Here is a 24,376-nt window from a genome sequence, read left to right as displayed (position 1 = left end):
TCGTGCCCGGCCGTCGGCACCGGCACCGTCGGCGGCGTCCGTGGCTCACCGCGCTGCGGTGGGGTCTGGCCCTGGTCGCGGTGACCGCCGGGACCTTCGCCCTCCTCGACCCGTTCGCCGCGAGCGGGCCCTCCCCCGCGGTGGCCGGGTCACCACCCGCTCCGGTGATCCGCGAGGCGCCGGGCAGCGACACCGCCCAGCCGGCGCCCCTGTCGGTGTCCGTGCCGAGCGTGGGCCTGTCCAGCAGCCTGGTGGGCATCGGGGTCGACGCCACCGGGGCACTGGTGCCACCGGCGGACTACGCCCAGGCCGGCTGGTTCGACGCCGGCGTCGCCCCGGGCGAGGTCGGTCCGGCCGTGCTGGCCGGCCACGTCGACTCCCGGGCCGGGCCGGCGGTGTTCTACCGGCTGGAGGACATCGCCGTGGGCGCCGACGTCCTGGTCACCCGGGCCGACGGCAGCACGCTGACCTTCCGGGTCACCCAGGTCGCCGAGTACCCCAAGAGCGCGTTCGCCACCGCCGAGGTCTACGGCCCCACCGTCGACGCCCAGCTCCGGCTGATCACCTGCGGTGGGGAGTTCGACCGGTCCCGCCGCAGCTACGTCGACAACATCGTCGTCTACGCCGGCCTGGTCCCCTGATCCTGAGAACCGCGGTTCCTGGGACCAGGTGGTGCACCACGGGCTCTCGGCGGGTCAGCGCCGGCGGGAGCGGGCCCGCCAGCAGGCGGTGTGCCAGTGCCGGCGGAGGTCGACCGAGGACTCGGTGTCCCAGGGGTCGAGGTCGGAGTCGCGGGCGTAGACCGGCCAGGCCACCACGTGCGGCGTGCCGGGTCGGATCTCCTGGTCGCAGCCGGGGCACCGGTAGCTGCGGGTGCTCGCCGCCCCGGTGACCGGGCGGACCACCCAGTCGCCGTCGTCCGAGCTCTCGACCGGCTGGGGCCGGGACAGCGGCGGCCGCCCACCTGCGTGCGGCCGCCGCCGTCCTCTGCCCATGTCGTGCGCGAGGCTACCGAGCGGTGTGGTCCCGGAACCCGCGGCCGGTCTTGCGGCCCAGGTAGCCCGCGGTGACCAGGTGCTCCAGCAGCGGGGCGGGGGCGAAGCCGGGCTCGCGGAACTCGGTGTAGAGCTCGCGCTCGATGGCCAGCGACACGTCCAGGCCGACGGTGTCCAGCAGCTCGAAGGGCCCCATCGGGTAGCCGCAGCCGACCTTCATGGCGGCGTCGATGTCGTCGGCGGTGGCGTAGTGCGCCTGCAGCATGCGCACCGCGTCGTTGAGGTAGGGGAACAGCAGGGCGTTGACGATGAAGCCCGAGCGGTCGGTGCAGCTGACGGCGTGCTTGCCCAGCTGGCCGCACACGGCGTGGGCGGTGGCGGCGACGTCGTCATCGGTGGCGATGGTGGAGACGACCTCGACGAGCTTCATGACCGTGGCCGGGTTGAAGAAGTGCAGCCCGACGACGTCGCCGGGCCGCCCGCTGGCCTTGGCGCACTCGATCACCGGCAGCGAGGACGTCGTGGTGGCCAGCACCGCACCCGGCTTGCAGATGCGGCCGAGCTCGGCGAAGAGCTCCTGCTTGACCGGCAGCGACTCGACGACCGCCTCGACCACCAGGTCGACGTCGGCCAGGTCGGCCCGGTCGGTGGTCCCGGTCAGCCGGCCCAGCACCGTCGCCTTGCCGTCCTCGTCCAACCGGCCGCGGGTGACCTGCTTGTCCAGGCTCTTGCCGATCGCGGCCAGCACGGCCTCGACCTTCTCCGGGGTGCGGGCGACGAAGGTCGTGTCGTACCCGCCCTTGGCGAACACCTCGATCATGCCGGTGGCCATCGTGCCCGACCCGACCAGGCCGACCTTCTGCACCGGCCGCGCACCCTCGGCCGCCCCACCGGGCGTGGGGGTCTGGGCGTCGGGCACGACCTCCGCGGAGTCGCGGCCGGCGTAGGAGTAGAAGCCGCGGCCGGTCTTGCGGCCCAGCAGCCCGGCCGTCATCAGCTGCTTGATGATCGGGCTGGGCGCGTGCAGCCGGTCGCGGGACTGCTTGTACATCGTGTCGAGGATCTCGTAGGCGGTGTCGACGCCGATCAGGTCCATGAGCGCCAGCGGGCCCATCGGCAGGCCGCAGCCCAGCCGCATGGCGGCGTCGATGTCCTCGCGGCTGGCGTACTTGTTCTCGTACATCGACACGGCGTGGTTGAGGTAGCCGAACAGCAGGGCGTTGGCGATGAAGCCGGCCTTGTCCCCCACCGTGACGTCGGTCTTGCCCAGCCGGGCGGCCAGGGCCTCGACGTCCTCGATGACCGACGGCTCGGTGACGACGGTGCTGATCACCTCGACCAGCTTCATGACCGGCGCGGGGTTGAAGAAGTGCATGCCGATGACCTTGCTGGGCCGGCCGGTGGCCACGCTCAGCTCGGTGACCGACAGGCTCGAGGTGTTGGTCGCCAGGATGGTGTCCGGCGGGCAGATCTTGTCCAGGGCGGCGAAGACCTCGGTCTTGAGCTCCATCCGCTCCGGGATGGCCTCGACCACGAGCTCGGCCTGGGCGAGGTCGTCCAGCGAGGTCGACCAGCGGACCCGGGCGAGGATCTCGTCGCGGTCGGCCGCCTCGAGCTTGCCGCGCTCGACGGCCTTGCCGGTGGACTGCTCCAGGTGCGCCCGGCCGCGGTCCAGCGCCTCGTCGGAGACCTCGACGGCGGTGACGTCGAGCCCGGCCCGGGCCAGCACCTCGGTGATGCCGGCGCCCATGGTGCCCAGTCCGACGACCCCGACCTGGCTGAGTTCTCTGGCCACGATGCCACTCCCTCGTCCCGGCGCGACCTCGTCGTCGCGCCCTGGTCCGACGAGTCTGCCAGAGGTGGTTACCGGCCGGTAACCAGCGCAGGGGGTGAAGCGGGTCTCAGAACAGCCGCTGGGTGGGGTCGTCGGTCCCCTTGAGGACGGCGTAGTCCACCGTCACGCAGTCGATGCCGCGGTCGCGGGCCAGCACCCGGGCCTGCGGCTTGATCTCCTGGGCGGCGAACACGCCCTTGACCGGGGCGAGCAGCGGATCGCGGTTGAGCAGCTCCAGGTAGCGGGTGAGCTGCTCGACGCCGTCGATCTCGCCCCGGCGCTTGATCTCCACGGCGACCGTCGTCCCCGAGGCGTCCCGGCAGAGCAGGTCGACCGGGCCGATCGCCGTCGGGTACTCGCGCCGGACCAGCGCCCACCCGGCGCCGAAGGTCTCGACGTGCAGGGCCAGCAGGCGCTGCAGCTCGGCCTCGACGCCGTCCTTCTGGAGGCCGGGGTCGGGGCCGAGCTCGTGCCGGACGTCGTGGAACACCTCGCCGATCGTGATGATCAGCTGCTCGCCGGCCTTGTTGGTGACCGTCCAGGTACCGGGTTCCTCCTTGAGGGTGCACGGCGGGGTCATCCAGTTCAGCGGCTTGTACGCGCGGTCGTCGGCGTGCACCGACACCGACCCGTCGGCCTTGACCAGCAGCAGCCGGGTGGCCGTGGGCAGGTGGGCGGTGAGCCGCCCCACGTAGTCGACGGAGCACGTCGCGATCACCAGGCGCACGGACGCCGACGCTACAGCGCGGGCGTCCGTGGCCCGTGGTCGGTCAGACCGTCGCGGGCTGCTTCTCCGGCTCGACGGTCTCGCCCAGCGAGCGGACCGGGTCCACCGTCGTGGTCGAGTCGAACCGCGCGCGGTCGAGGATGCCCTCGCGCTTCGCGACGATCACCGGCACCAGCGCCTGGCCGGCCACGTTGGTCGCCGTGCGCCCCATGTCCAGGATCGGGTCGACGGCCAGCAGCAGGCCGACCCCGGCCAGCGGCAGGCCCAGGGTGGACAGCGTCAGCGTCAGCATGACCACGGCGCCGGTCACCCCGGCGGTCGCGGCCGAGCCGACGACCGAGACCAGCGCGATGAGCAGGTAGTCGGTGATGCCGAGGTCCACGCCGAAGAACTGGGCCACGAAGATCGCGGCCAGCGCCGGGTAGATCGCGGCGCAGCCGTCCATCTTGGTCGTGGCCCCCAGCGGGACGGCGAACGAGGCGTAGGACCGCGGGACGCCCAGGTTGGCCTCGGTGACCCGCTCGGTCACCGGCAGCGTGCCGATCGAGGAGCGCGAGACGAAGCCCAGCTGGATGGCCGGCCACGCACCGGCGTAGAAGCGCTTGGGCGACAGGCCGTGCAGCTTGAGGATGACCGGGTAGACGACCAGCAGCACGATGGCCAGGCCGCCGTAGACCGCCCCGACGAAGACGCCGAGGCTGCCCAGGGACTCCCAGCCGTAGCTGGCCACGGCATTGCCGATCAGGCCCAGGGTGCCCAGCGGCGACAGCAGGATGACCCACCACAGCACCTTCTGCACGATCGCCAGCGCCGAGCGGGTGACCGACAGGAACGGCTCGGCCGCCTCGCCGACCTTGAGCGCGGCGATGCCGACGGCCACCGAGACGACGATCAGCTGCAGCACGTTGAACGAGATGGACCCGTCGGTCGAGCCCTCCAGGCCGAGGATGTTGCCGGGCACCAGGCCGGTGAGGAAGTCCCACCACCCGCCGGTGGTGGCCGGGGCCTGCGCCGCCGACTCCGACACCGAGCTGTTGCGTCCGGGCTGGGTCAGCAGGCCCAGGGCGATGCCGATGGACACCGCGACCAGCGCGGTGATCGCGAACCACAGCAGGGTCTGACCGGCCAGCCGGGCGGCGTTGCCGACCTTCTTCAGGTTGGCGATGCTGACGATGATCGCGGTGACGATCAGCGGGATCACGATGACCCGCAGCAGCCCGACGAAGGTCGAGCCGATGGTGGCCAGGGTCGAGGTCAGCCAGTTGCGGTCGGTGCCCTCGACGAGGGTGCCGTCGACGAACTGGCCGGGCACGGGGCCGATGGCGCGGGCGACCAGGCCGAGACCGACGCCCACGACGAGCGCGACGAGGACCTGGGCCGCGAAGGGGGTGCGGCGGATGCGGGAGAGCACGAGGGGCCTTTCGGAGGAGGACGGACGGCGGGACGGCGGGACCGTCAACCCTCGGAGGTCATCCGACCGAAGTCGACGACCCGCCTCCTCGTCAGCCACAGGGTGCGCACAGAAGGGCCAACCACGCACGCCGGCCGGTGTTCCCGCCGACGGACGTCGCGCCGGTCACTCCGCCGTCGGCGTCGCGCACCAGCTGGTTTGACACGGATCGAACACGTGTTCGATGATCCTCCGGTGCCCGACCACCCGCCCGTGCGGCTGCCCGCCCCCCGCGCCGACCGCGCCGACCGGTTGGCCGCGGCCCGGGCTGCGGCCGGCCAGGCCGACCGCCGGTTCGGCATCACCACGCCGGGCCGGGCGCTGCAGACGCTGCCCGCGCTGGCCGCGCTGCTGCCCGGCGGGGCGTTGTCCACCGGGTCGGCCTACTCGGTGCTCGGGTCCGTCGCGCTGGCCACGGCCCTGCTGGCCGGGCCCTCGGCCGCCGGCGAGTGGTGCGGGGTGGTCGGGGTGCCCGGGTTCGGCGCCGAGGCGGCGGCCGCCATGGGGGTCGACCTGGACCGCACCGTGCTGGTCCCCGACCCCGGCCCCGAGCTGGTGGGCGTGGTGAGCGCGCTGGTGGGGGCGTTGGCGGTCGTCCTGGTCGGGCCCCCCGGCCCGGTCGGCGAGGCCGAGGCCGGGCGGCTGGCCGTGCGGCTCCGGCAGCGTGGCACCGCGCTGGTGGTGTGCGGTCCGTGGCCCCGCAGCGAGGCCGAGCTGAGCCTGGCCGACAGCACCTGGCACGGCCTGGGTGCCGGGCACGGCCACCTGGCCGGCCGGCTGGCGACGGTGACGGTGCACGCCCGCCGGGCAGCCCGGCCGCGGCGGGCCCGGCTGTGGCTGCCCGACCCCGAGGGCCTGGTCCGTCCGGCGCCGACCTCAGCCCTCGACCTGCCGGTGCTCCCCGCGGCGACGCTGACCCGGTCGGCAGGGTGAGCAGGACCCCATGAGCAGGACCCCGTGAGCAGGACCCCGTGAGCAGGACACTGGTGCTGTGGTGCCCGGACTGGCCGGTCACCGCGGCCCGTCAGGCGGCCGGGGTCGGGTCCGGCGCACCGGTCGCGGTGGTGGAGGCCGGCCGGTTGCTGGCCGTCTCGGCCGCGGCCCGGTCCACCGGGCTGCGGCGCGGGCTGCGGATCCGCGAGGCGCAGTCGCGCTGCCCCGAGCTGGTCGTCCTCCCGCACGACCCGCGGCTCGAGGCCCGCGCCTTCGAGCCGGTGCTCGGCGCGGTCGAGGCGATCGCCCCCGGCGTGCAGGTCGTGCGGCCGGGCACCTGCGCGGTCCGGGCCGGGGGGCTCAGCCGCTACCTGGGCGGCGAGGAGCACGCCGCGGCCGCCGTGCTGGTCGGCGTGGGCGACGCCGGCGTCCACGGTGCCCGCGCCGGGGTGGCCGACGGCCCGTTCGTCGCCGAGCAGGCCGCCCGCGCCGCCGACCCGGCGGCCGCCCGCACCCGGGTGGTGGGCACCGGGGGCTCCGCGGCGTTCCTCGCCGGGTTGCCGGTGGACGTGCTCGGCCCGCTGCTGGGCGACCCCGCCGCCGTCGACCTGCTGCGCCGGCTCGGGCTGCGCACGGTGGGGGCCTTCGCCGAGCTCGAGGTCGCCGTCGTGTCCGCCCGGTTCGGCGCCGACGGCGTCCGGGCCCACCGGCTGGCCCGGGGGGTCGACGAGCAGCGGCACCAGCGCCGCGAGGCACCGCCCGAGCTGACCCGGGTGGTCGAGTTCGACCCCCCGCTGGACCGGGTGGACCAGGTGGCGTTCACCCTCCGCGCCACCGCCGACGCCTTCGTCGCAGCGCTCGCCGACCAGGTCCTGGTCTGCACCGGGCTGCGGGTGGAGACCCGCGACGACCGCGGGGGGCTGGTCACCCGCACCTGGCTGCACCCCCGGTTCTTCACCGCCGCCGACGTCGTCGACCGGGTGCGCTGGCAGCTGGGCGGGGGCGGGCTGGTCGGCCCGGTCGCCCGCGTCGACCTGGTGCCCGAGGACGTCGTGCCGCACGGCGAGCAGGCCGACGGGTTGTGGGGCGGGGCACCGGACGAGCAGCTGCACCGGGCGCTGACCCGCATGCAGGGCCGGCTGGGCCACCACGCCGTCGGCACGGCCGTGGTGGGTGGTGGTCGGGGCCCGGCCGACCGGCTGACCTTCGTGCCGTGGGGGGACCGGCCGCTCCCCCGCCGTCCCGGCGACCGGCCCTGGCCCGGGCAGCTCCCCCCGCCGCTGCCGGCCACCGTGCTGCCGCGGCCCGAGGGCGCCGTGGTGGTCGGCCCGGACGACGCACCGGTGGCCGTCGACGAGCGCGGGGTGCTGTCGGCCGCGCCCTGCCGGCTCCGGATCGCGGCGGCCGGCCGGCCGCGGGAGGGCTGGCCCACCGGCTGGCAGCCGATCCAGGCGTGGGCCGGCCCGTGGGCGGTCGACGAGCGGTGGTGGGAGGACGACGCGGCCGGGCGGCTGGCCCGGTTCCAGGTGGTCGCCGTCGACGGCAGTGCGTGGCTGCTGCTGGTCGACGCCGATGCCCGCTGGTGGGTCGAGGCCCGCTATGACTGAGCAGGAGGCGCCCTGATGGGCTGGCAGAACCCGCCCATCCCGTGGTCGGAGCTCGAGCGCACGCTCTCCGACCGGCACCGGCCCGGCACCCCGGGCACCGGCGACGGCGGTGACAGCCCGGCCTGGTCGCGCAAGCGGCAGCCCTACGACCCGCCGCCCGAGCACCGGCCGCAGGAGCCCGACCGCCCGGTCGTGCCCTACGCCGAGCTGCACTGCCACACCAACTTCAGCTTCCTGGACGGCGCCAGCCACCCCGAGGAGCTGGTGGCCGAGGCGGTCCGGCTGGGCCTGCACGCGCTGGCGGTCACCGACCACGACGGGTTCTACGGGGTGGTCCGGGCCGCCGACGCCGCGCGGGCCCACCACCTGCCCACCGTGGTGGGTGCCGAGCTGTCCCTGGGGCTACCCGGCCCCCAGCAGGGGGTGGCCGACCCGGTGGGCACCCACCTGCTGGTGCTGGCCCGCGGCGCGGCGGGCCACCACCGGCTGTCCGCGGCGATCACCGAGGCCCAGCTGCGCGGGGCGGAGAAGGGCCGGCCGGTCTACGACCTCGAGGAGCTCGCGGCCGCGGGGGCCGGTGACTGGGTGGTGCTCACCGGCTGCCGCAAGGGCGCCGTCCGCACCGCGTTGGCCACCGGTGGCCTGGACGCCGCGTCGGCCGAGCTCGAGCGGTTGGTCGCGCTGTTCGGCCGGGACCACGTGGTGGCCGAGCTGTTCGACCACGGGCACCCGACCGACAGCCGGGCCAACGACGCGGTCGCCGGGCTCGCCGCCCGGGCCGGCCTGCCGGTGGTGGCCACGGGCAACGTGCACGTGGCCACCCCGGCCGGCCGCCGGCTGGCCGGGGCGCTGGCCGCCGTCCGGGCCCGGCGCTCGCTGGCCGACATGGACGGCTGGCTGACCGCGGCCGGGGCCGCGCACCTGCGGTCCGGCGCCGAGATGGCGGCCCGGTTCGCCCGGTACCCCGGCGCGGTGGCCCGGTCGGTGCAGATCGCCGACGAGCTGGCGTTCCCGCTGGAAGCGGCCAGGCCGAGGCTGCCGCGGATGGAGATCCCCGCGGGGCACAGCCCGATGTCCTGGCTGCGGGAGCTGAGCCTGCGGGGATTGATCGAGCGGTTCGGCCCCCCGGGCACCCGCTCCCCGCAGACCGAGCGGGTCTACGCCGACCGGCTGGACCGCGAGCTGGCGGTGATCGCCGAGAAGGACTTCCCCGGCTACTTCCTCATCGTGCACGACCTGGTCGCCGTGGCCCGGGCGAAGCGGATCCTCTGCCAGGGCCGGGGCTCGGCGGCCAACTCGCTGGTCTGCTACCTGCTGCACATCACCGCGGTCGACCCGGTGCGGTTCGGGCTGCCCTTCGAGCGGTTCCTGGCCACCACCCGCGAGGAGGAGCCCGACATCGACGTCGACTTCGACTCCGACCGCCGCGAGGAGGTCATCCAGCACGTCTACGCGAAGTACGGCCGCCGCAACGCCGCGCAGGTCGCCAACGTGATCACCTACCGGCCCAAGCTGGCCGTCCGCGACGTCGCCAAGGCCCTGGGCCACAGCACCGGCCAGCAGGACGCCTGGTCCAAGCAGGTCGAGTCGTGGGGATCGGTGGCCACCACCACCGCCGACCACGACATCCCGCCGGCCGTGGTCGAGCTGGCCGGGCAGCTGCTGGGCTTCCCCCGGCACCTGGGCATCCACTCCGGCGGCATGGTGCTCACCGACCGGCCGGTGGGCGAGGTGTGCCCGATCGAGCACGCCCGCAAGGAGCAGCGCACCGTGCTGCAGTGGGACAAGGACGACTGCGCCTCGATGGGGCTGGTCAAGTTCGACCTGCTGGGCCTGGGCATGCTGGCCGCCCTGCAGTACTGCTTCGACCTGGTGGCCGAGCACACCGGCGAGCACCTGACGCTGGACTCCGTGCCCAAGGAGGAGCCCGGCGTCTACGACATGCTCTGCCGGGCCGACTCGATCGGGGTCTTCCAGGTCGAGAGCCGGGCCCAGATGGGCACCCTGCCCCGGCTGCGGCCGCGGGAGTTCTACCACCTGGTCATCGAGATCGCGCTGATCCGTCCCGGCCCGATCCAGGGCGGGGCGGTGCACCCCTACATCCGGCGCAAGCTGGGCCAGGAGCCGGTGACCTACCCGCACCCGCTGCTGGAGCCGGTGCTCGCGCGCACCCTGGGCGTCCCGCTGTTCCAGGAGCAGCTCATGCAGATCGCGCAGGCCGTCGGCGGGTGCAGCGGTGACGACGCCGACCTGCTGCGCCGGGCGATGGGCTCCAAGCGCGGCAAGGAGAAGATTGGCCGGCTCAAGGAGACGCTGTTCGCCGGCATGGCCTCCCACGGCATCACCGGGGGCCTGGCCGACGACATCTACGCCAAGATCGAGGCGTTCGCGAACTTCGGCTTCGCCGAGAGCCACTCGATCAGCTTCGCGCTGCTGGTCTACGTGTCCAGCTGGGTCAAGCTGCACCACCCGGCGGCGTTCCTCGCCGCGCTGCTGCGCGCCCAGCCGATGGGCTTCTACTCCCCCCAGTCGCTGGTCGCCGACGCCCGCCGGCACGGCGTGCAGGTGCGCACCCCGGACATCCACCGGTCCGGGGTGCACGCCGACCTCGAACGGCTCGACGCCGGCACACCCCACCCGACCGGGGACCCCGCGTGCCTGGCCGGCGACCAGCCGCCCGCCGGCGAGTTCGACCCCGACGCCCCCTTCGACACCGACGACCACCGGCGCGACGGCGCGTTCGCCGTCCGGCTGGGGTTGGCCGGGGTGCGGTCCATCGGCACCGACCTCGCCACCCGCATCGTGGCCGACCGGGACGCCGCCGGACCGTTCGCCTCGATGGCCGACCTGGCCCGGCGGGTCGGGCTGACCACCCCCCAGCTCGAGGCGCTGGCCACGGCCGGTGCGTTCGACCCGCTGGGCATGTCCCGCCGTCAGGCGTTGTGGGAGGCCGGCCGGGCCGCCCGCGAGCGCCCGGACCGGTTGCCGGGCACCGCCGGCGACGAGGCCCCCCCGGTGCTGCCGGGCATGAGCGGCGCCGAGCAGACGATGGCCGACCTGTGGGCCACCGCCATCTCCCCCGACAGCCACCCGGTCCAGCACGTGCGGGCGCACCTGCGGGCCGCCGGGGTGCTGTCGGCGGTGGAGCTGGCCCGGGCGGTCCCGGAGACCCGGGTGCTGGTCGGCGGGGTGGTGACCCACCGGCAGCGGCCGGCGACCGCGGGGGGCACCACCTTCCTCAACCTGGAGGACGAGACCGGGCTGGTCAACGTGATCGTGTCGGCCGGGGTGTGGGCCCGGTACCGCCGGGTCGCCCGCGAGTCCGGGGCGCTGGTGGTCCGCGGGCGGGTCGAGCGGAACCAGCGCGTGGTCAACCTGGTCGCCGACCGCATCGAGAAGCTGGCCATCACCGTGCAGACGACCTCGCGGGACTTCCGATGAGGGAGGTCAGTCGGTCCAGACCGCGGGGCGCTTGCCCAGGAACGCCGCCATGCCCTCGCGGGCGCCGTCCAGCTGCGAGGCCGCGGCCATCGTCTCGACCGCCTGCAGGTAGGCCTCGGCCTCGGGCCGGTCCAGCTGGGCGTACATCGCCTGCTTGCCCCACGCCTTCGACGCCCGCGAGCCCCGGGTGGCCCGGTGCACCAGCTCGGCGACGGCGTCGTCGAGCTGGTCGTCGGGCACCACCCGGTTGACCAGACCCCAGTCCAGCGCCGTGCGGGCGTCGATGACGTCGCCGGTCAGCGCCAGCTCCATCGCCCGCTTGCGGCCGACGTTCCGCGCGATCGGGACCATCGGGGTGTGGCAGAACCAGCCGCCCTTGCCGCCCGGCGCGGCGAACCCGGCCGACTCCGCGGCCACCGCGAGGTCGCAGGAGGCCACCAGCTGGGCCCCGGCGGCGGTGGCCAGCGCGTGCACCCGGGCCACGACGACCTGCGGCACCTGGTGGAGGGTCTGCATCAGCTCGGTGCACAGCACCAGCAGCGACCGCACGTCGGCCAGCGGCGCCCCCGCCACGTCGGCGAAGTCGTGCCCGGCGCTGAACACCGGCCCCTCGGCGGCCAGCACGACCGCGGTCGCGTCGGTGCCGGCGGTCTCGGTGACCGCGGCCAGCAGCTGGGTGAGGTGCTCGCGGGAGAGCGCGTTGCGCCGCGAGGGCCGGCACATCGTGATCGTGACGACGTCGCCGTCCCGCTGGACCCGGGGTGCTGCCAGCTCGCCCATGCCACCGCTCATGACGTCGACCACACCACGCCGGCGATCCGGTGTCGAGGGCGTCGGCGCGGGCATCCCGTCCCCGTGCACCCCGAACCCGTCACGCCGGTCAGCCCGCGCCCGGTCACCACGACCGTCTTCACCCAGGGCTGGCGGGACCTCGCGTTCCTGCACTGGGCCGTCGACCCCGACCTCGTGGCGCCGCACCTGCCGCCGGGCGCCCGGCCCGACACCGTGGACGGCGCGACCTACGTCGGGCTCATCCCGTTCCGCATGCGCCGCATCGGCTTCTTCGGCCTCCCGGGACTGCCCTACCTGGGCTCGTTCGCCGAGACCAACGTCCGGCTGTACTCCGTCGACGAGCAGGGCCGCCGCGGCGTCGTCTTCTCCTCGCTGGAGGCGGACCGGCTGCTGCCCGTGCTGGCCGCCCGCTGGGTGGCCCGGCTGCCCTACGTCTTCGCGTCGATGCAGGTCGCCCGAGCCGGCGACGTGCTCACCTACACGTCGCGGCGGCGCTGGCCCGGGCCCCGCGGTGCCTCCAGCGCGCTCGCCATCCGGGTCGGCGAGCGCATCGCCGACCCGGCACCGCTGGACCGCTTCCTGACCGCCCGCTGGGGGCTGCACCGCGGCTTCCTCGGCCGCACGGCGTACTGGCCCAACGAGCACCCGGAGTGGCCGCTGCACCGGGCCGAGGTGCTGCAGCTCGACGAGTCGCTGACCGCAGCGGCCGGCGTCCCGGTCACCGGGGCGCCGGACAGCGTCCTGTACTCCCCCGGCGTCGACGTCCGCTTCGGCCCCTGGACCCGGTGACGGAGTCGCTGCGCAGCGGGAACCGGTGCGCAGCGACTCCGCTCAGGCGGGGACCGCGGCGTCGAGGCCGTTCGCCTCGCGGACGACGTCGACGATCTGGCCCATGATGTCGGTCATCCCGAAGTCCTTCGGGGTGAACACCCGGGCCACGCCCTGCTCGCGCAGCCGCCGCGCGTCGGCGTCGGGCACGATGCCGCCGACCACCACGGGGACGTCGTCCAGACCCGCCGCGCGCAGTCCCTCGAGCACCGCCGGCACGACCTGCAGGTGCGACCCGGACAGCACGGACAGGCCCACCACGTGCACGTCCTCCTCGACCGCGGCCGAGACGATCTGCGCCGGGGTCAGCCGGATGCCCTGGTAGACCACCTCGAACCCGGCGTCGCGGGCCCGCACGGCGATCTGCTCGGCGCCGTTGGAGTGCCCGTCGAGGCCGGGCTTGCCGACCAGGAAGCGCAGCCGCCCGCCCAGCTCCTCGCCGGTGGACCGGACCCGCTCCCGCACGTCGGTCAGCGACCCGTCGGCCTCGCCGGTGCTGGCGGCCGAGACCCCGGTGGGCGCCCGGTACTCGCCGAACACCTCGCGCAGGGCCCCGGCCCACTCACCGGTGGTGACCTTGGCCCGGGCGCACTCCAGGGTGGCGGCCATCAGGTTCTCGTCGGTGCCGGCGACCCGCTTCAGGTCCTCGAGCGCGGCGGCCACCGCGGCGTCGTCCCGGTCGGCCCGCCAGGCGCGCACCGCCTCCTGGGCGGCGTTCTCGACCGCGGGGTCGACCGTCTGGATCGCGGTGTCCAGGTCGGCGGTGAGCGGGTTGGGCTCGGTGGAGTCGAACCTGTTCACCCCGACGACGACGTCCTCGCCGTTCTCCATCCGCCGACGGCGGCGGGCCAGCGACCCGACCAGCTCGCCCTTCATGTAGCCGGACTCGACCGCGGCCACCGCCCCGCCGAGGTCGGCCACCCGGGCCATCTCGGCGCGGGCACCCTCGACCAGCTCGGCGACCTTGCCCTCGACCACGACCGACCCGGTGAACAGGTCGTCGTACTCGAGCAGGTCGGTCTCGTAGGCCAGCACCTGCTGCAGCCGCAGCGACCACTGCTGGTCCCAGGGCCGGGGCAGGCCCAGCGCCTCGTTCCAGGCGGGCAGCTGCACGGCGCGGGCGCGGGCGTCCTTGGACAGCGTGACGCCGAGCATCTCCAGCACGATGCGCTGCACGTTGTTCTCGGGCTGGGCCTCGGTGAGCCCCAGCGAGTTGACCTGCACGCCGTAGCGGAACCGGCGCTGCTTCCTGTCCTGCACCCCGTACCGCTCGGCCGTCAGCTCGTCCCAGAGCTGGCCGAAGGCCCGCATCTTGCACATCTCCTCGACGAACCGGACCCCGGCGTTGACGAAGAACGAGATCCGGGCGACCACCTCGCCGAAGCGCTCGGCCGGCACCTGGCCCGAGTCGCGCACGGAGTCCAGGACGGCGATCGCGGTGCTCAGCGCGTAGGCGATCTCCTGCACCGGCGTCGCCCCGGCCTCCTGCAGGTGGTAGCTGCAGATGTTGATCGGGTTCCACTTCGGCAGCGCCGTCACGGTGTAGGCCACCATGTCGGTGATCAGCCGCATGCTCGGCGCCGGCGGGAACACGTAGGTGCCCCGTGACAGGTACTCCTTGACGATGTCGTTCTGCGTCGTGCCGGCCAGCTTCGAGATGTCGTGGCCGTGCTCCTCGGCGACCGCCTGGTACAGCGCCAGCAACCACATCGCCGTGGCGTTGATGGTCATCGACGTGTTCATCTCGTCCAGCGGGATGCCGTCGAACAGCGCCCGCATGTCGCCGATGTGGCTGACCGGCACGCCGACCTTGCCGACCTCGCCCACGGCCAGCTCGTCGTCGGGGTCGTAGCCGGTCTGGGTGGGCAGGTCGAAGGCCACCGAGAGGCCGGTCTGGCCCTTGCTCAGGTTGCGGCGGTAGAGGGCGTTGGACTCCACCGGGGACGAGTGGCCCGCGTACGTGCGCATCACCCAGGGGCGGTCGCGGTCCTTCGGCGCTGAAGGGTTCGGCATGTCCGCGGAGTGTAGGGCTACTCGCGGGTAACCACGATGTCGAACAGCTCACGCGGTGGCACACTGGGAGGCCGGTCCGCGAACGGGGAGGAGGGTCGAGTGCCCATCGACGCCGGCAGCCTGCACTTCCTCGTGGGCCCGGGCATCGCCCTGGTCGTGCTCGGCATCCTGGCGGTGTTCCTGCGCTGGGCCTTCGCCTCGTCGACGCCGAAGGTGACGCGTCGCCCGGCGGCCGAGGACGGCCTGCTCACCCGGGTCGCCACCCTGTCCCGCAAGGAGTCCGCGCTGGCCCTGCGCGCGGTGCTCTCCGACGCCGGGATCCGCTCGACCCTGCGCTACCCGGCCCCGCACCGCGCCGACGTCCTCGTGTTCCCCGAGGACGCCGCCCGCGCCCGCCAGCTGGCCGGCACCTTCACCAACGGTTGAACCCTCAGCGCTCCCGGTCGCGGTGGGTGCGCTCGATGGTGGCGCCCAGCCCGCGCAGCTGCTCCTCGAAGTCGGGGTAGCCGCGGTCGACGTGGTGCACGTCGGCCACCTCGGTGACGCCGTCCGAGCACAGCCCGGCCAGCACCAGGCCGGCCCCGGCACGGATGTCGGTGGCCAGCACCGGGGCGCTGGACAGCCGCTCGCGACCGCGGACGACGGCGTGGTGCCCGTCGATGCGGACGTCGGCACCCAGCCGCACCAGCTCGTTGACGAACATGAAGCGGCCCTCAAACACGTTCTCGGTGATCAGGGCGGTACCGGTGGACACCGCGGCCAGCGCCACGGCCATCGGCTGCAGATCGGTCGGGAACCCCGGGAACGGGAGCGTGACGACGTCCACGCACGTGGGCCGCTCGGCCATCGCCACGCGCACCCCGCCCTCGACCTGCTCAACGGTGGCGCCGGCGGCCCGCAGCTTGTCCAGGGCCACCGACAGGTGCTCGGGCGCCGCCCGCTCGATGACGACGTCGCCGCGGGTCATCACCGCACCGATCGCCCAGGTACCGGAGACGATCCGGTCCGGGACGGTGGTGTGGGTGACCGGGTGCAGCTCGGTGACGCCCTCGACGGTGATCGTCGAGGAGCCCGCCCCGGTGATGCGGGCGCCCATCTCGGTGAGCATCGTGCAGATGTCGACGATCTCGGGCTCGCGCGCCGCGTTGTCGACCACCGTGGTGCCCTCGGCGAGGACGGCGGCCATGACCAGGTTCTCGGTGGCGCCCACCGACGGGAAGTCCAGCCAGATGGAGGTGCCGACCAGCCGCGGGGCGGTGGCGATCAGGAAGCCGTGCTCGCTGCGCACGGTGGCGCCCAGCCGCTCCAGGCCGGCGACGTGCATGTCCAGGCCGCGCGAGCCGATCGCGTCGCCGCCGGGGAGCGCCACCTTGGCCTGCCCGCACCGCGCCACCAGCGGCCCCAGCACGCTGATCGAGGCGCGCATGCGGCGCACCAGGTCGTAGTCGGTCTCGCTCGAGGGCGTCTCCGGGACGTCGACCACGACCCGACCGCCTCCCCCGCCCCGGCCGTCGGTGTAGCGCTGGAAGTCCACACCGCACCCCAGCCGGCGGAGCACCTCGCTCATGATCGAGACGTCGAGGATGTCGGGGACCTCCTCGATGGTCGTCCGGCCACTGGCCAGCAGCGCTGCGGCCATCAGCTTCAGCGCGCTGTTCTTGGCGCCGGTCACCCGCACCCGTCCACGCAGCGACGTCCCGCCGGTCACCTCGAAGCAGTCCACCGCACAACCCTAGGCTGCCGTCATGACCGTCCGGCTCACCCGCATCTACACCAAGACCGGCGACGCCGGCCAGACCCACCTGGGCGACATGAGCCGGGTGGCGAAGACCGACGTCCGGCTGGCCGCCTACGCCGACGTCGACGAGACCAACTCGGTGCTCGGGCTCGCCCTGGCCCTCGGGTCCCCCCCGGCACCGCTGGCCGAGCTGCTGCGCAGCGTGCAGAACGACCTCTTCGATGTCGGGGCCGACCTGTGCACCCCGATCACGCCCGAGCCGGAGTTCCCGCCGCTGCGGGTGACGGCGGCCTACACCGAGCGGCTCGAGGCGGCCTGCGACGAGCACAACGAGCAGCTGCCGAAGCTGACCTCGTTCATCCTGCCCGGCGGCACCCCGCTGGCGGCGTTCCTGCACCAGGCGCGCACGGTGGCCCGGCGGGCCGAACGGAGCGTCTGGGCGCTGCTCGAGGCCGACGCCGAGCACACGAACGGCGAGACGGCCAAGTACCTCAACCGGCTGTCGGACCTGCTGTTCATCCTGTCCCGCGAGGCGAACCCGGGCGGGGACATCCTCTGGGAGCCGGGCGCGCACAGCGGCGCCCACGCCCAGCGCGCCGCCCGCAGCTGACGGAACGGGGTCCTTCTGCTAGCGGCCCAGCGGCGGCGAGGACTCGATCCAGGACAGGAAACCGGTCACGGTCGAGGGGTCCATCGCCAGCTCCTGGGGGCCGGCGCCGGTGCGGCAGATCAGCACCTGGCTGTCGACCGGGACGGCGCCGTCGTCGACCGTGGGCCGGCGGCGACCCTCGACGTGGAACTCGGTGCGGCACAGCCGTTGCGTCGGCCGCACCGACAGCGACAGCGCGGGGTACCAGAGCAGCTCCTCGCCCGAGTACCACGCGACCCCGACCGACCAGCGGGGCGCCCCGACCGGGCGCAGGCACATGGTCACCGCGCCCAACCCGGACAGCAGGAACCGACGGCGCAGCAGGAACGTGGCGACCAGCGCCACCACCAGGACGGCGGCCAGGACCAGCACCACGGTGGTCAGCGGCACGGGCCCCGGTCCTCGGTCGTCGCGGGTCTCGGGGTCAGGCGGTCTGGCCGGCGGCGCGGAGCCGGGACTGCGCGCGACGCGCGGCGGCCAGCGCTTCCTCGTCGTCACCGGCGGCGGACTCGGCGCGGCTGAGCGCCTGGCGGGCCCGCTCGACGTCGATCTCGGTGGCGATCTCGGCCGTCTCGGCCAGGATGGACACGCCCTGCTCGGTCACCGACAGGAACCCGCCGTGCGCGGCGACCACGAGGTCGTCACCGCCGTCGACCCTGATCGTGACGACGCCGCCGGGGGCCAGCTCCCCGAGCAGCGGCGCGTGGCCGGGCAGCACCCCGAGCTCGCCCTCGGTGGTCCGGGCGATCACCATCGTCGCCTCACCGGACCAGATCTTGCGCTCCACGGCCACGAGCTCGACCTGCAGGGTCGCCACGACACTCCTCGGGGTCCACCGGCCGGGCCGGCGAGCTGGTCACCTGACGGTGACGGATCGGGGCCCAGCATACGGGCCCGGCCAGGTGGTCAGCCGCGGCGGTAGAGCAGGGTCCAACGCCCCACCCGGACCAGCGGGCGGCGGACGGTCGAGCTGGGGGCCCACCCGTCCATGTCGAAGCGCGGCACGTCGGCCGGCGGGGGCGGGGCGTAGGGCGGCCAGCACCAGTCCGACTCGTCGCCGGTGCCCACGGCGGGCATCGGACCCGACGGGTGGTCGGGGCCGGGGGTGCCCTCGGGGGTCAGCAGGGAGTCCGCAGCGGTCACCGGCGCTGCTGCGGTCTGCGGGCTGTCGTCCACGCTGCTTCTCCTGCCGCGCACCGGGGGTCGTCCCCGGCGCTCCTTGCCGTGATCGTCGGCCGCCACCGGGCCCGACGACGAGCATCTGGGCCACGGATCACCCGATGGGGTGAGGGGCGGAGCCGGCACGCCGCACCGCGTCGCCGACGGGCCCGATCGTATCGGGGCCCGGACCCGTGCACGACAGCGGCCGGCCCACCCCGAGGGGTGGACCGGCCGCTGTGGTCACGTGCTGGAACGGCTACGGCGCAGGGACCCGCGACGTGCGGAGCGCGTCGTGGGGGGCGCCGTGGTCCTTCACTTCTTCAGCTTGGCCGCGTTCGCCTCGAGGTCCTCGAGACCACCGCACATGAAGAACGCCTGCTCGGGCACGTGGTCGTACTCGCCGACCGTGAGCGCCTTGAACGCCTGCAGCGTCTCGGTCAGCGGCACGTAGGAGCCCGGCTGACCGGTGAAGGCCTCGGCCACGAACATGTTCTGGGACAGGAAGCGCTCGATGCGACGGGCCCGGTTCACGGTGACCTTGTCCTCCTCACCGAGCTCGTCGATGCCGAGGATCGCGATGATGTCCTGCAGCTCCTGGTAGCGCTGCAGGATCCGCTTGACCTCCGACGCGATGTCGTAGTGCTCCTGCCCGACGTACTGCGCGTCGAGGATCCGGCTGGTGGAGTCCAGCGGGTCCACGGCCGGGTAGATGCCCTTCTCCGAGATCGGCCGCGACAGGTTCGTCGTGGCGTCCAGGTGGGCGAAGGTCGTGTGCGGCGCCGGGTCGGTGATGTCGTCGGCGGGCACGTAGATGGCCTGGAGCGAGGTGATGGACCGGCCCCGGGTCGAGGTGATCCGCTCCTGCAGCTCGCCCATCTCGTCGGCCAGGGTCGGCTGGTACCCCACGGCGGAGGGCATGCGGCCCAGCAGCGTGGAGACCTCGGACCCGGCCTGGGTGAACCGGAAGATGTTGTCGATGAACAGCAGCACGTCCTGGTCCTGCTCGTCGCGGAAGTACTCCGCCATCGTCAGGGCCGAGAGGGCCACACGCAGACGCGTGCCCGGCGGCTCGTCCATCTGGCCGAAGACCAGGGCCGTGGAGTTGATGACCCCGGACTCAGTCATCTCGGTGATGAGGTCGTTGCCCTCACGGGTGCGCTCGCCGACGCCGGCGAACACCGACACGCCACCGAACTCCTGCGCGACGCGACGGATCATCTCCTGGATGAGGACCGTCTTGCCGACCCCGGCACCGCCGAACAGGCCGATCTTCCCGCCCTTGATGTAGGGCGTGAGCAGGTCGATGACCTTGATGCCGGTCTCGAGCAGCTCGGTGCGGCCCTCGAGCTGGTCGAACTTCGGCGCGTGGCGGTGGATGGTCCAGCGCAGGCCGTCCTCGCCGAAGCCGGGGGTGTCCAGGCACTCGCCGAGGGCGTTGAACACGTGGCCGGTGACCTGCTCGCCGACCGGCACGGAGATGGCCGAGCCGGTGTCGCGCACCTCGGCGCCGCGGACCAGGCCGTCGGTCGGCGCCATCGAGATGGTGCGGACGACGTTGTCGCCCAGGTGCTGGGCAACCTCGAGGGTCAGCGTCTTGCCCAGGTCGGCGAGGGTCACGTCGACCTTGAGGGCGTTGAACAGCTCGGGCATCGAGTCCCGGGGGAACTCGACGTCGACGACCGGGCCGGTGACCCGGACGACGCGGCCGGAGCCGGTGGTCTCGCTCGTGCTCGGACGGTCCTCGGTGAGGGTCATCGCTGGTTCTCCTGGCTGGTGTGGGACGAGCTCGACTGCGGGGTCTGCGACACGGTCAGATGTCCGACCCGCTGGACACGAGGGCGTCGGCGCCGCCGACGATCTCGCTGATCTCCTGGGTGATGCCGGCCTGGCGGGCCGCGTTGGCCTGCCGCGAGAGGTTCTTGGCCAGCTCCTCGGCGTTGTCCGACGCGGACTTCATGGCGCGGCGGCGGGACGCGGACTCCGAGGCGGCCGACTCGAGCATCGCGGCGTAGATGCGCGTGCTGATGTACTTCGGCAGCAGCGCATCGAGCAGCGACTCGGCGGAGGGCTCGAACTCGTACGAGGTCGGGATGTCGGTCGACTTCTGACCGGCCGCCGCGTCCTCGCGCTCGTGCTCGAACTCCTCCACCTCCTCGACCTCGAGGGGCGCCATCCGCTTGGCGACCGGCACCTGGGCCAGCAGCGAGCGGAACTCGGTGTAGACGATGTGCAGCTCGTCGACCCCGGCGATGCCGTCGGCGTTGCCCCGGTCGTCGTCCTCACCGGCGGTGAAGGCGTCGATCAGGGTGCTGCCGACCGCCTGGGCGTCGGAGTAGCCGGGCTGCTCCGAGAAACCGGTCCAGGTCTCCTCGACCGGGCGGTCGCGGAACCGGTAGTACGTCTCGCCCTTGCGGCCGACGACGTACAGGACAGGGTCCTTGCCCTCGCTGCGCAGCAGCCCGAGGAGCTCCTCGGTGCGGCGCAGGACGTTGACGTTGTAGGACCCGGCGAAGCCGCGGTCGGAGGTGATGACCAGGACCGCCACCCGGCCGGGCTTGTCCCGCTCGGTGAGCAGCGGGTGGTCCAGGCTCGCCGAGGACGCCAGCGCCGAGAGCACCTTCGTGATCTCCCGGGCGTAGGGCTTGGAGGCCTCGACCCGGTTCTGGGCGCGCACGATGCGGGCACCGGCGATCAGCTCCTGGGCCGAGAAGATCTTCTTCGTCGACCGCGTGGAGCGGATGCGGCGCCGCAGCGCGCGGAGGGAGGCGGCCACCGGGTCAGGCCTTCTTCTTGACCTGGACGCGCTCCTGGCCACGCTGGGACGCATCCATGGCCTCGACCTCGGGCTCGTTGACCTTCAGCGACTCGCCGTCGCTGGTGGTGAACTGGCCGTAGAAGGTCTCGACGGCGTTCTCCAGGTTGCGGACGGTGTCGTCCTCGAGCTTGAGCGAGGTGCGGATGGCGTCCAGCGCACCGGAGTCGCCCCGGGACAGGAAGTCCAGGAACTCGCCCTCGAAGCGCCGGACGTCGGCCACCGGGACGACGTCCAGGTGCCCTCGGGTGCCCAGCCACAGCGACACGACCTCGCGCTCGAGCGAGAACGGTGCGTACTGGCCCTGCTTGAGCAGCTCCACCAGGCGCTGACCGCGGTCCAGGGTGGCCCGGGAGGAGGCGTCGAGGTCGGAGGAGAAGGACGAGAACGCCTCCAGCTCGCGGAACTGCGCCAGGTCCAGGCGGAGCCGGCCGGCGACGGCCTTCATCGCCTTCGTCTGCGCCGAGCCGCCGACGCGGGACACCGAGATGCCGACGTTGATGGCCGGGCGGACACCGGAGTTGAACAGACCCGTCTCGAGGAAGATCTGGCCGTCCGTGATCGAGATGACGTTGGTCGGGATGTAGGCCGACACGTCGTTGCCCTTGGTCTCGATGATCGGCAGACCCGTCTGGGAGCCGGCACCGAGCTCGTCGGACAGCTTCGCGCACCGCTCGAGCAGACGGGAGTGCAGGTAGAAGACGTCGCCGGGGTAGGCCTCGCGGCCCGGCGGGCGGCGCAGCAGCAGCGAGACGGCGCGGTAGGCCTCGGCCTGCTTGGACAGGTCGTCGAACACGATCAGGACGTGCTTGCCCTCGTACATCCAGTGCTGGCCGATGGCCGAGCCGGTGTAGGGGGCGATGTACTTGTAGCCGGCGGAGTCCGAGGCGGGCGCGGCGACGATGGTCGTGTACTCCATCGCGCCGGCGTCCTCCAGCGCGGCCTTGACGCCGGCGATGGTGGAGCCCTTCTGGCCGACGGCGACGTAGATGCAGCGGACCTGCTGCTGCGGGTCACCGGTGGCCCAGGCGGCCTTCTGGTTGATGATCGTGTCGATCGCGATCGCGGTCTTGCCGGTCTGGCGGTCGCCGATGATCAGCTGGCGCTGGCCGCGGCCGATCGGGGTCATGGCGTCGATGGCCTTGATCCCGGTGGCCAGCGGCTCGCCGACGGACTGGCGCTGGACCACCGAGGGGGCCTGCAGCTCCAGGGCGCGGCGCTCGGTGGACTCGATGTCCCCGCCGCCGTCGATCGGGGTGCCCAGCGGGTCGACGACCCGGCCGAGGAAGCCGTCGCCGACCGGCACCGAGAGGACCTGGCCGGTCCGGCGGACCGTCTGGCCCTCCTCGATGGAGGCGAAGTCACCCATGACCACGACGCCGACCTCGCGGACGTCCAGGTTCAGGGCCAGGCCACGCACGCCACCCTCGAACTCGAGGAGCTCGTTGGTCATGACCGAGGGCAGCCCCTCGACCCGCGCGATGCCGTCGCCGGCCTCGGTGACGGTGCCGACCTCCTCGCGGGAGACATCGGTGTCGTAGTCGCTGACGTAGTTCTGGATGGCACTGCGGATCTCGTCCGCGGAGATCGTGAGCTCGGCCATGGCCCGGGTGTCCTCTTCCCTGCTCAGGTGCTGTCTGGGGTGGTGCGGTGGTCGGTGCGTGCTGCGTCAGCCGGCTGAGCTGACCTGCCGGCTCAGCCGGCGAAGCGCCGGCCTGCTGCTTCCAGCCGGTGCGCGATGCTGCCGTCGACGATCTCGTCGCCGACCCGGATCACCAGGCCACCGACGATCGCGGGCTCGACCTGGACCTGCAGGCCGATGGTGCGCCCGTAGGTGCGCTCGAGGATCGCGGTCAGCCGCTGCCGCTGCTGCTCGCTGAGCTCGACGGCGCTGGTCACGTGCGCGACCGACTGGCCGCGCCGGGCCGAGGCCGCCTCGGAGATCCGCTCGACGGCGTTGGCCGCGTTGTGCACGTGCCGGCTGGTCAGCGAGTTGCGCACCAGCCGTTCGGTGACCGGCGAGACCTTCCCGGCCAGCAGCCGGTCCAGCAGCGCCGTCTTGCCCTGGCGGTCGGCCGAGGGGTCACCGAGCAGACGGGACAGTGCGCCGTCGCCGTCGATGATCCGGCCGAACCGGAAGAGCTCGTCCTCGACGGTGTCCAGCTCGCCCCGGGCCTGCGCGGCGTCCAGCGCCACGTCGGTGGCCAGGGTCTCGACGGCCTCGACCAGGTCCAGCGGGCGCGACCAGCGCTGCCGGGCCACGGTCGCGACGACGTCGAGGGCGCCGTCACCGATCTTGCCGCGCAGCAGGCGCTCGGCCAGCCCGGCCCGGTCGTCGGGGCGCACCGACGCGTCGGCCAGGGCCCGCCGGAGCGAGACCTGACCGTCGAGCACGTGCGCGACCGAGAACAGGTCGTCGGCCAGGGCGAGGAGCACCTGGCCGTCGGCCCGGCTCCCCTGCGGGGACCCGGTCTGCTGACCGAGGTGCTCGCGCGAGGTGGCGAGCGCCTCGCGGCTGGCGGCCTGCATCAGCGGTCGCCCTGGGTGGACGACGACATGGCGTCCAGCTCGTCGAGGAACCGGTCGACGGTGCCGCGACGACGGGCGTCGTCCTCGAGGGACTCCCCCACCACGCGGCCGGCGAGCGTGACGGCCATGGAGCCGATCTGCCCGCGCAGCTCGTTGACCACCTGCTGGCGGGAGGCAGCGAGCTGCTCCTCGCCACGGGCGACGATGCGCGCGGACTCCTCCTGGGCCTGGGTGCGCAGCTCCTCGAGGATCTGCTGGCCCTCGGCGCGGGCGGCGTCGCGGATCTGCGCGGCCTCGGTGCGGGCCTCGGCGAGCTGGGCGCGGTACTGCTCCAGCGCGGCCTTGGCCTCGGCCTGGGCGGCCTCGGCACGCTCGATGCCGCCCTCGATCGCGTTGCGCCGCTCCTGGAACGTCTTCTCGATGATCGGGAAGACGAACTTGATGACGACGAACGCCAGGATCGCGAACGTGATCGTGCCGACGACGATCTCGCCGACCGGCGGGATCAGCGGGTTCTGGGACTCAGCTGCGAACAAGTCCATGTCTGGAGCACCTCCTCCGAGCTCGGGCGACCGGTGACCTGGGTCCGAGGACTCAGTTGCCGGTGCCGAAGATGAAGGGGACGACCAGGCCGATGAGCGCGAGCGCCTCGGACAGGGCGGCGCCCAGGAAGGCGTAGGTACGGGTGAGACCGGCCGACTCGGGCTGGCGGGCGGTCGCCTGGATGTAGGCGGCCCACACGATGCCCACACCGATACCGGGGCCGATGGCGGCGAGGCCGTAGCCGACCGAACCGATGCTGCCGACCAGCTCTGCCATGACGTCCATGCGTGGTGTTCCTCCTGTGTCGGTCACCCGGGATGGTCC

23 protein-coding genes are annotated in these 24,376 nt (G+C 73.5%); 7 read left to right on the top strand and 16 right to left on the bottom strand.

Annotated elements, in window-relative coordinates:
• The first annotated feature begins 2 nt into the window (after positions 1-2).
• Positions 3-641: a class F sortase gene (locus tag BLS67_RS07720; RefSeq protein ID WP_091243122.1), complete on the top strand. Its 639-nt coding sequence runs from the start codon at positions 3-5 to the stop codon at positions 639-641.
• Positions 642-695: 54 nt separating this feature from the next.
• Here BLS67_RS07720 and BLS67_RS07715 read toward each other — a convergent pair whose 3' ends face one another.
• The 4 genes from BLS67_RS07715 to BLS67_RS07700 form a co-directional block, all read right to left on the bottom strand.
• The gene (locus BLS67_RS07715; RefSeq protein ID WP_091242521.1) at positions 696-995 is read right to left on the bottom strand and encodes a hypothetical protein; all 300 of its coding nucleotides are present in this window, start codon (positions 993-995) and stop codon (positions 696-698) included.
• Between the two features lie 13 nt (positions 996-1,008).
• Positions 1,009-2,790, bottom strand: a complete 1,782-nt coding sequence (locus tag BLS67_RS07710; RefSeq protein ID WP_091242518.1) for a 3-hydroxyacyl-CoA dehydrogenase family protein — start codon at positions 2,788-2,790, stop codon at positions 1,009-1,011.
• Between the two features lie 106 nt (positions 2,791-2,896).
• Complete coding sequence (gene nucS / locus BLS67_RS07705; protein ID WP_091242514.1) at positions 2,897-3,556, bottom strand: endonuclease NucS; 660 nt, start codon at positions 3,554-3,556, stop codon at positions 2,897-2,899.
• 43 nt (positions 3,557-3,599) lie between these two features.
• Positions 3,600-4,967, bottom strand: coding sequence for a dicarboxylate/amino acid:cation symporter (locus BLS67_RS07700; RefSeq protein WP_091242511.1), 1,368 nt, complete (start codon positions 4,965-4,967; stop codon positions 3,600-3,602).
• A gap of 234 nt (positions 4,968-5,201) precedes the next feature.
• On the opposite strand from BLS67_RS07700, the gene BLS67_RS07695 reads away from it, so the two are divergent.
• From BLS67_RS07695 to BLS67_RS07685, 3 genes are read left to right on the top strand one after another with little or no spacing between them, the layout of a single operon-like run.
• Positions 5,202-5,939, top strand: a complete 738-nt coding sequence (locus BLS67_RS07695; protein WP_091242508.1) for a hypothetical protein — start codon at positions 5,202-5,204, stop codon at positions 5,937-5,939.
• Positions 5,940-5,977: 38 nt separating this feature from the next.
• The gene (locus BLS67_RS07690; RefSeq protein ID WP_091242505.1) at positions 5,978-7,546 is read left to right on the top strand and encodes a DNA polymerase Y family protein; all 1,569 of its coding nucleotides are present in this window, start codon (positions 5,978-5,980) and stop codon (positions 7,544-7,546) included.
• A gap of 15 nt (positions 7,547-7,561) precedes the next feature.
• On the top strand, positions 7,562-10,987 hold the full coding sequence (locus BLS67_RS07685; protein WP_091242502.1) for an error-prone DNA polymerase: 3,426 nt from the start codon (positions 7,562-7,564) through the stop codon (positions 10,985-10,987).
• A 6-nt stretch (positions 10,988-10,993) separates the two neighbouring features.
• Here BLS67_RS07685 and BLS67_RS07680 read toward each other — a convergent pair whose 3' ends face one another.
• The gene (locus BLS67_RS07680) at positions 10,994-11,779 is read right to left on the bottom strand and encodes an enoyl-CoA hydratase-related protein (RefSeq protein ID WP_242653902.1); all 786 of its coding nucleotides are present in this window, start codon (positions 11,777-11,779) and stop codon (positions 10,994-10,996) included.
• 63 nt (positions 11,780-11,842) lie between these two features.
• On the opposite strand from BLS67_RS07680, the gene BLS67_RS07675 reads away from it, so the two are divergent.
• On the top strand, positions 11,843-12,568 hold the full coding sequence (locus BLS67_RS07675) for a YqjF family protein (protein ID WP_091242499.1): 726 nt from the start codon (positions 11,843-11,845) through the stop codon (positions 12,566-12,568).
• Between the two features lie 42 nt (positions 12,569-12,610).
• Here BLS67_RS07675 and BLS67_RS07670 read toward each other — a convergent pair whose 3' ends face one another.
• The gene (locus BLS67_RS07670; RefSeq protein WP_091242496.1) at positions 12,611-14,620 is read right to left on the bottom strand and encodes a protein meaA; all 2,010 of its coding nucleotides are present in this window, start codon (positions 14,618-14,620) and stop codon (positions 12,611-12,613) included.
• A 99-nt stretch (positions 14,621-14,719) separates the two neighbouring features.
• Between BLS67_RS07670 and BLS67_RS07665 the strand changes: the two genes are divergently transcribed.
• Complete coding sequence (locus tag BLS67_RS07665; RefSeq protein WP_091242493.1) at positions 14,720-15,046, top strand: hypothetical protein; 327 nt, start codon at positions 14,720-14,722, stop codon at positions 15,044-15,046.
• 4 nt (positions 15,047-15,050) lie between these two features.
• On the opposite strand, the gene murA is transcribed toward BLS67_RS07665, so the two are convergent.
• On the bottom strand, positions 15,051-16,343 hold the full coding sequence (gene murA, locus BLS67_RS07660; RefSeq protein ID WP_091242490.1) for a UDP-N-acetylglucosamine 1-carboxyvinyltransferase: 1,293 nt from the start codon (positions 16,341-16,343) through the stop codon (positions 15,051-15,053).
• A gap of 22 nt (positions 16,344-16,365) precedes the next feature.
• Between murA and BLS67_RS07655 the strand changes: the two genes are divergently transcribed.
• The gene (locus BLS67_RS07655; protein WP_091242486.1) at positions 16,366-16,968 is read left to right on the top strand and encodes a cob(I)yrinic acid a,c-diamide adenosyltransferase; all 603 of its coding nucleotides are present in this window, start codon (positions 16,366-16,368) and stop codon (positions 16,966-16,968) included.
• 18 nt (positions 16,969-16,986) lie between these two features.
• Here BLS67_RS07655 and BLS67_RS07650 read toward each other — a convergent pair whose 3' ends face one another.
• The 9 genes from BLS67_RS07650 to atpE all read right to left on the bottom strand — a co-directional run bounded on the left by BLS67_RS07650 (position 16,987) and on the right by atpE (position 24,337).
• Positions 16,987-17,397 carry a DUF2550 domain-containing protein gene (locus BLS67_RS07650; protein ID WP_242653901.1) on the bottom strand — a complete coding sequence of 137 codons (411 nt, stop codon included), beginning with the start codon at positions 17,395-17,397 and terminating at the stop codon, positions 16,987-16,989.
• Positions 17,398-17,431: 34 nt separating this feature from the next.
• Entirely contained in the window at positions 17,432-17,824 is a 393-nt protein-coding gene (locus BLS67_RS07645; protein WP_091242483.1) for a F0F1 ATP synthase subunit epsilon, read from the bottom strand.
• Positions 17,825-17,913: 89 nt separating this feature from the next.
• Positions 17,914-18,183 (bottom strand): hypothetical protein, encoded by a 270-nt coding sequence (locus tag BLS67_RS07640; protein WP_091242479.1) that lies wholly within the window; start codon positions 18,181-18,183, stop codon positions 17,914-17,916.
• 297 nt (positions 18,184-18,480) lie between these two features.
• The gene (gene atpD, locus BLS67_RS07635) at positions 18,481-19,923 is read right to left on the bottom strand and encodes a F0F1 ATP synthase subunit beta (protein ID WP_091242475.1); all 1,443 of its coding nucleotides are present in this window, start codon (positions 19,921-19,923) and stop codon (positions 18,481-18,483) included.
• Between the two features lie 55 nt (positions 19,924-19,978).
• The gene (locus BLS67_RS07630) at positions 19,979-20,941 is read right to left on the bottom strand and encodes a F0F1 ATP synthase subunit gamma (protein WP_091242471.1); all 963 of its coding nucleotides are present in this window, start codon (positions 20,939-20,941) and stop codon (positions 19,979-19,981) included.
• A 4-nt stretch (positions 20,942-20,945) separates the two neighbouring features.
• Positions 20,946-22,583, bottom strand: a complete 1,638-nt coding sequence (gene atpA / locus BLS67_RS07625) for a F0F1 ATP synthase subunit alpha (protein ID WP_091242468.1) — start codon at positions 22,581-22,583, stop codon at positions 20,946-20,948.
• A 92-nt stretch (positions 22,584-22,675) separates the two neighbouring features.
• A complete protein-coding gene (locus BLS67_RS07620) occupies positions 22,676-23,509 on the bottom strand; it encodes a F0F1 ATP synthase subunit delta (RefSeq protein ID WP_091242465.1) in 834 nt (277 codons plus the stop codon).
• Positions 23,509-24,051 (bottom strand): F0F1 ATP synthase subunit B, encoded by a 543-nt coding sequence (locus BLS67_RS07615; RefSeq protein WP_091242461.1) that lies wholly within the window; start codon positions 24,049-24,051, stop codon positions 23,509-23,511. Before BLS67_RS07615 ends, BLS67_RS07620 begins: the two co-directional genes overlap by 1 nt.
• Before the next feature lie 52 nt (positions 24,052-24,103).
• Positions 24,104-24,337: an ATP synthase F0 subunit C gene (gene atpE, locus BLS67_RS07610; RefSeq protein WP_091242456.1), complete on the bottom strand. Its 234-nt coding sequence runs from the start codon at positions 24,335-24,337 to the stop codon at positions 24,104-24,106.
• Positions 24,338-24,376 lie beyond the last annotated feature (39 nt).

Source organism: Klenkia soli (genome assembly GCF_900103975.1).
GTDB classification, from domain to species: Bacteria; Actinomycetota; Actinomycetes; order Mycobacteriales; family Geodermatophilaceae; genus Klenkia; species Klenkia soli.
The sequence above is the reverse complement of the archived record's forward strand: the minus strand, read 5'-3'. Positions and strand labels throughout refer to the sequence as shown.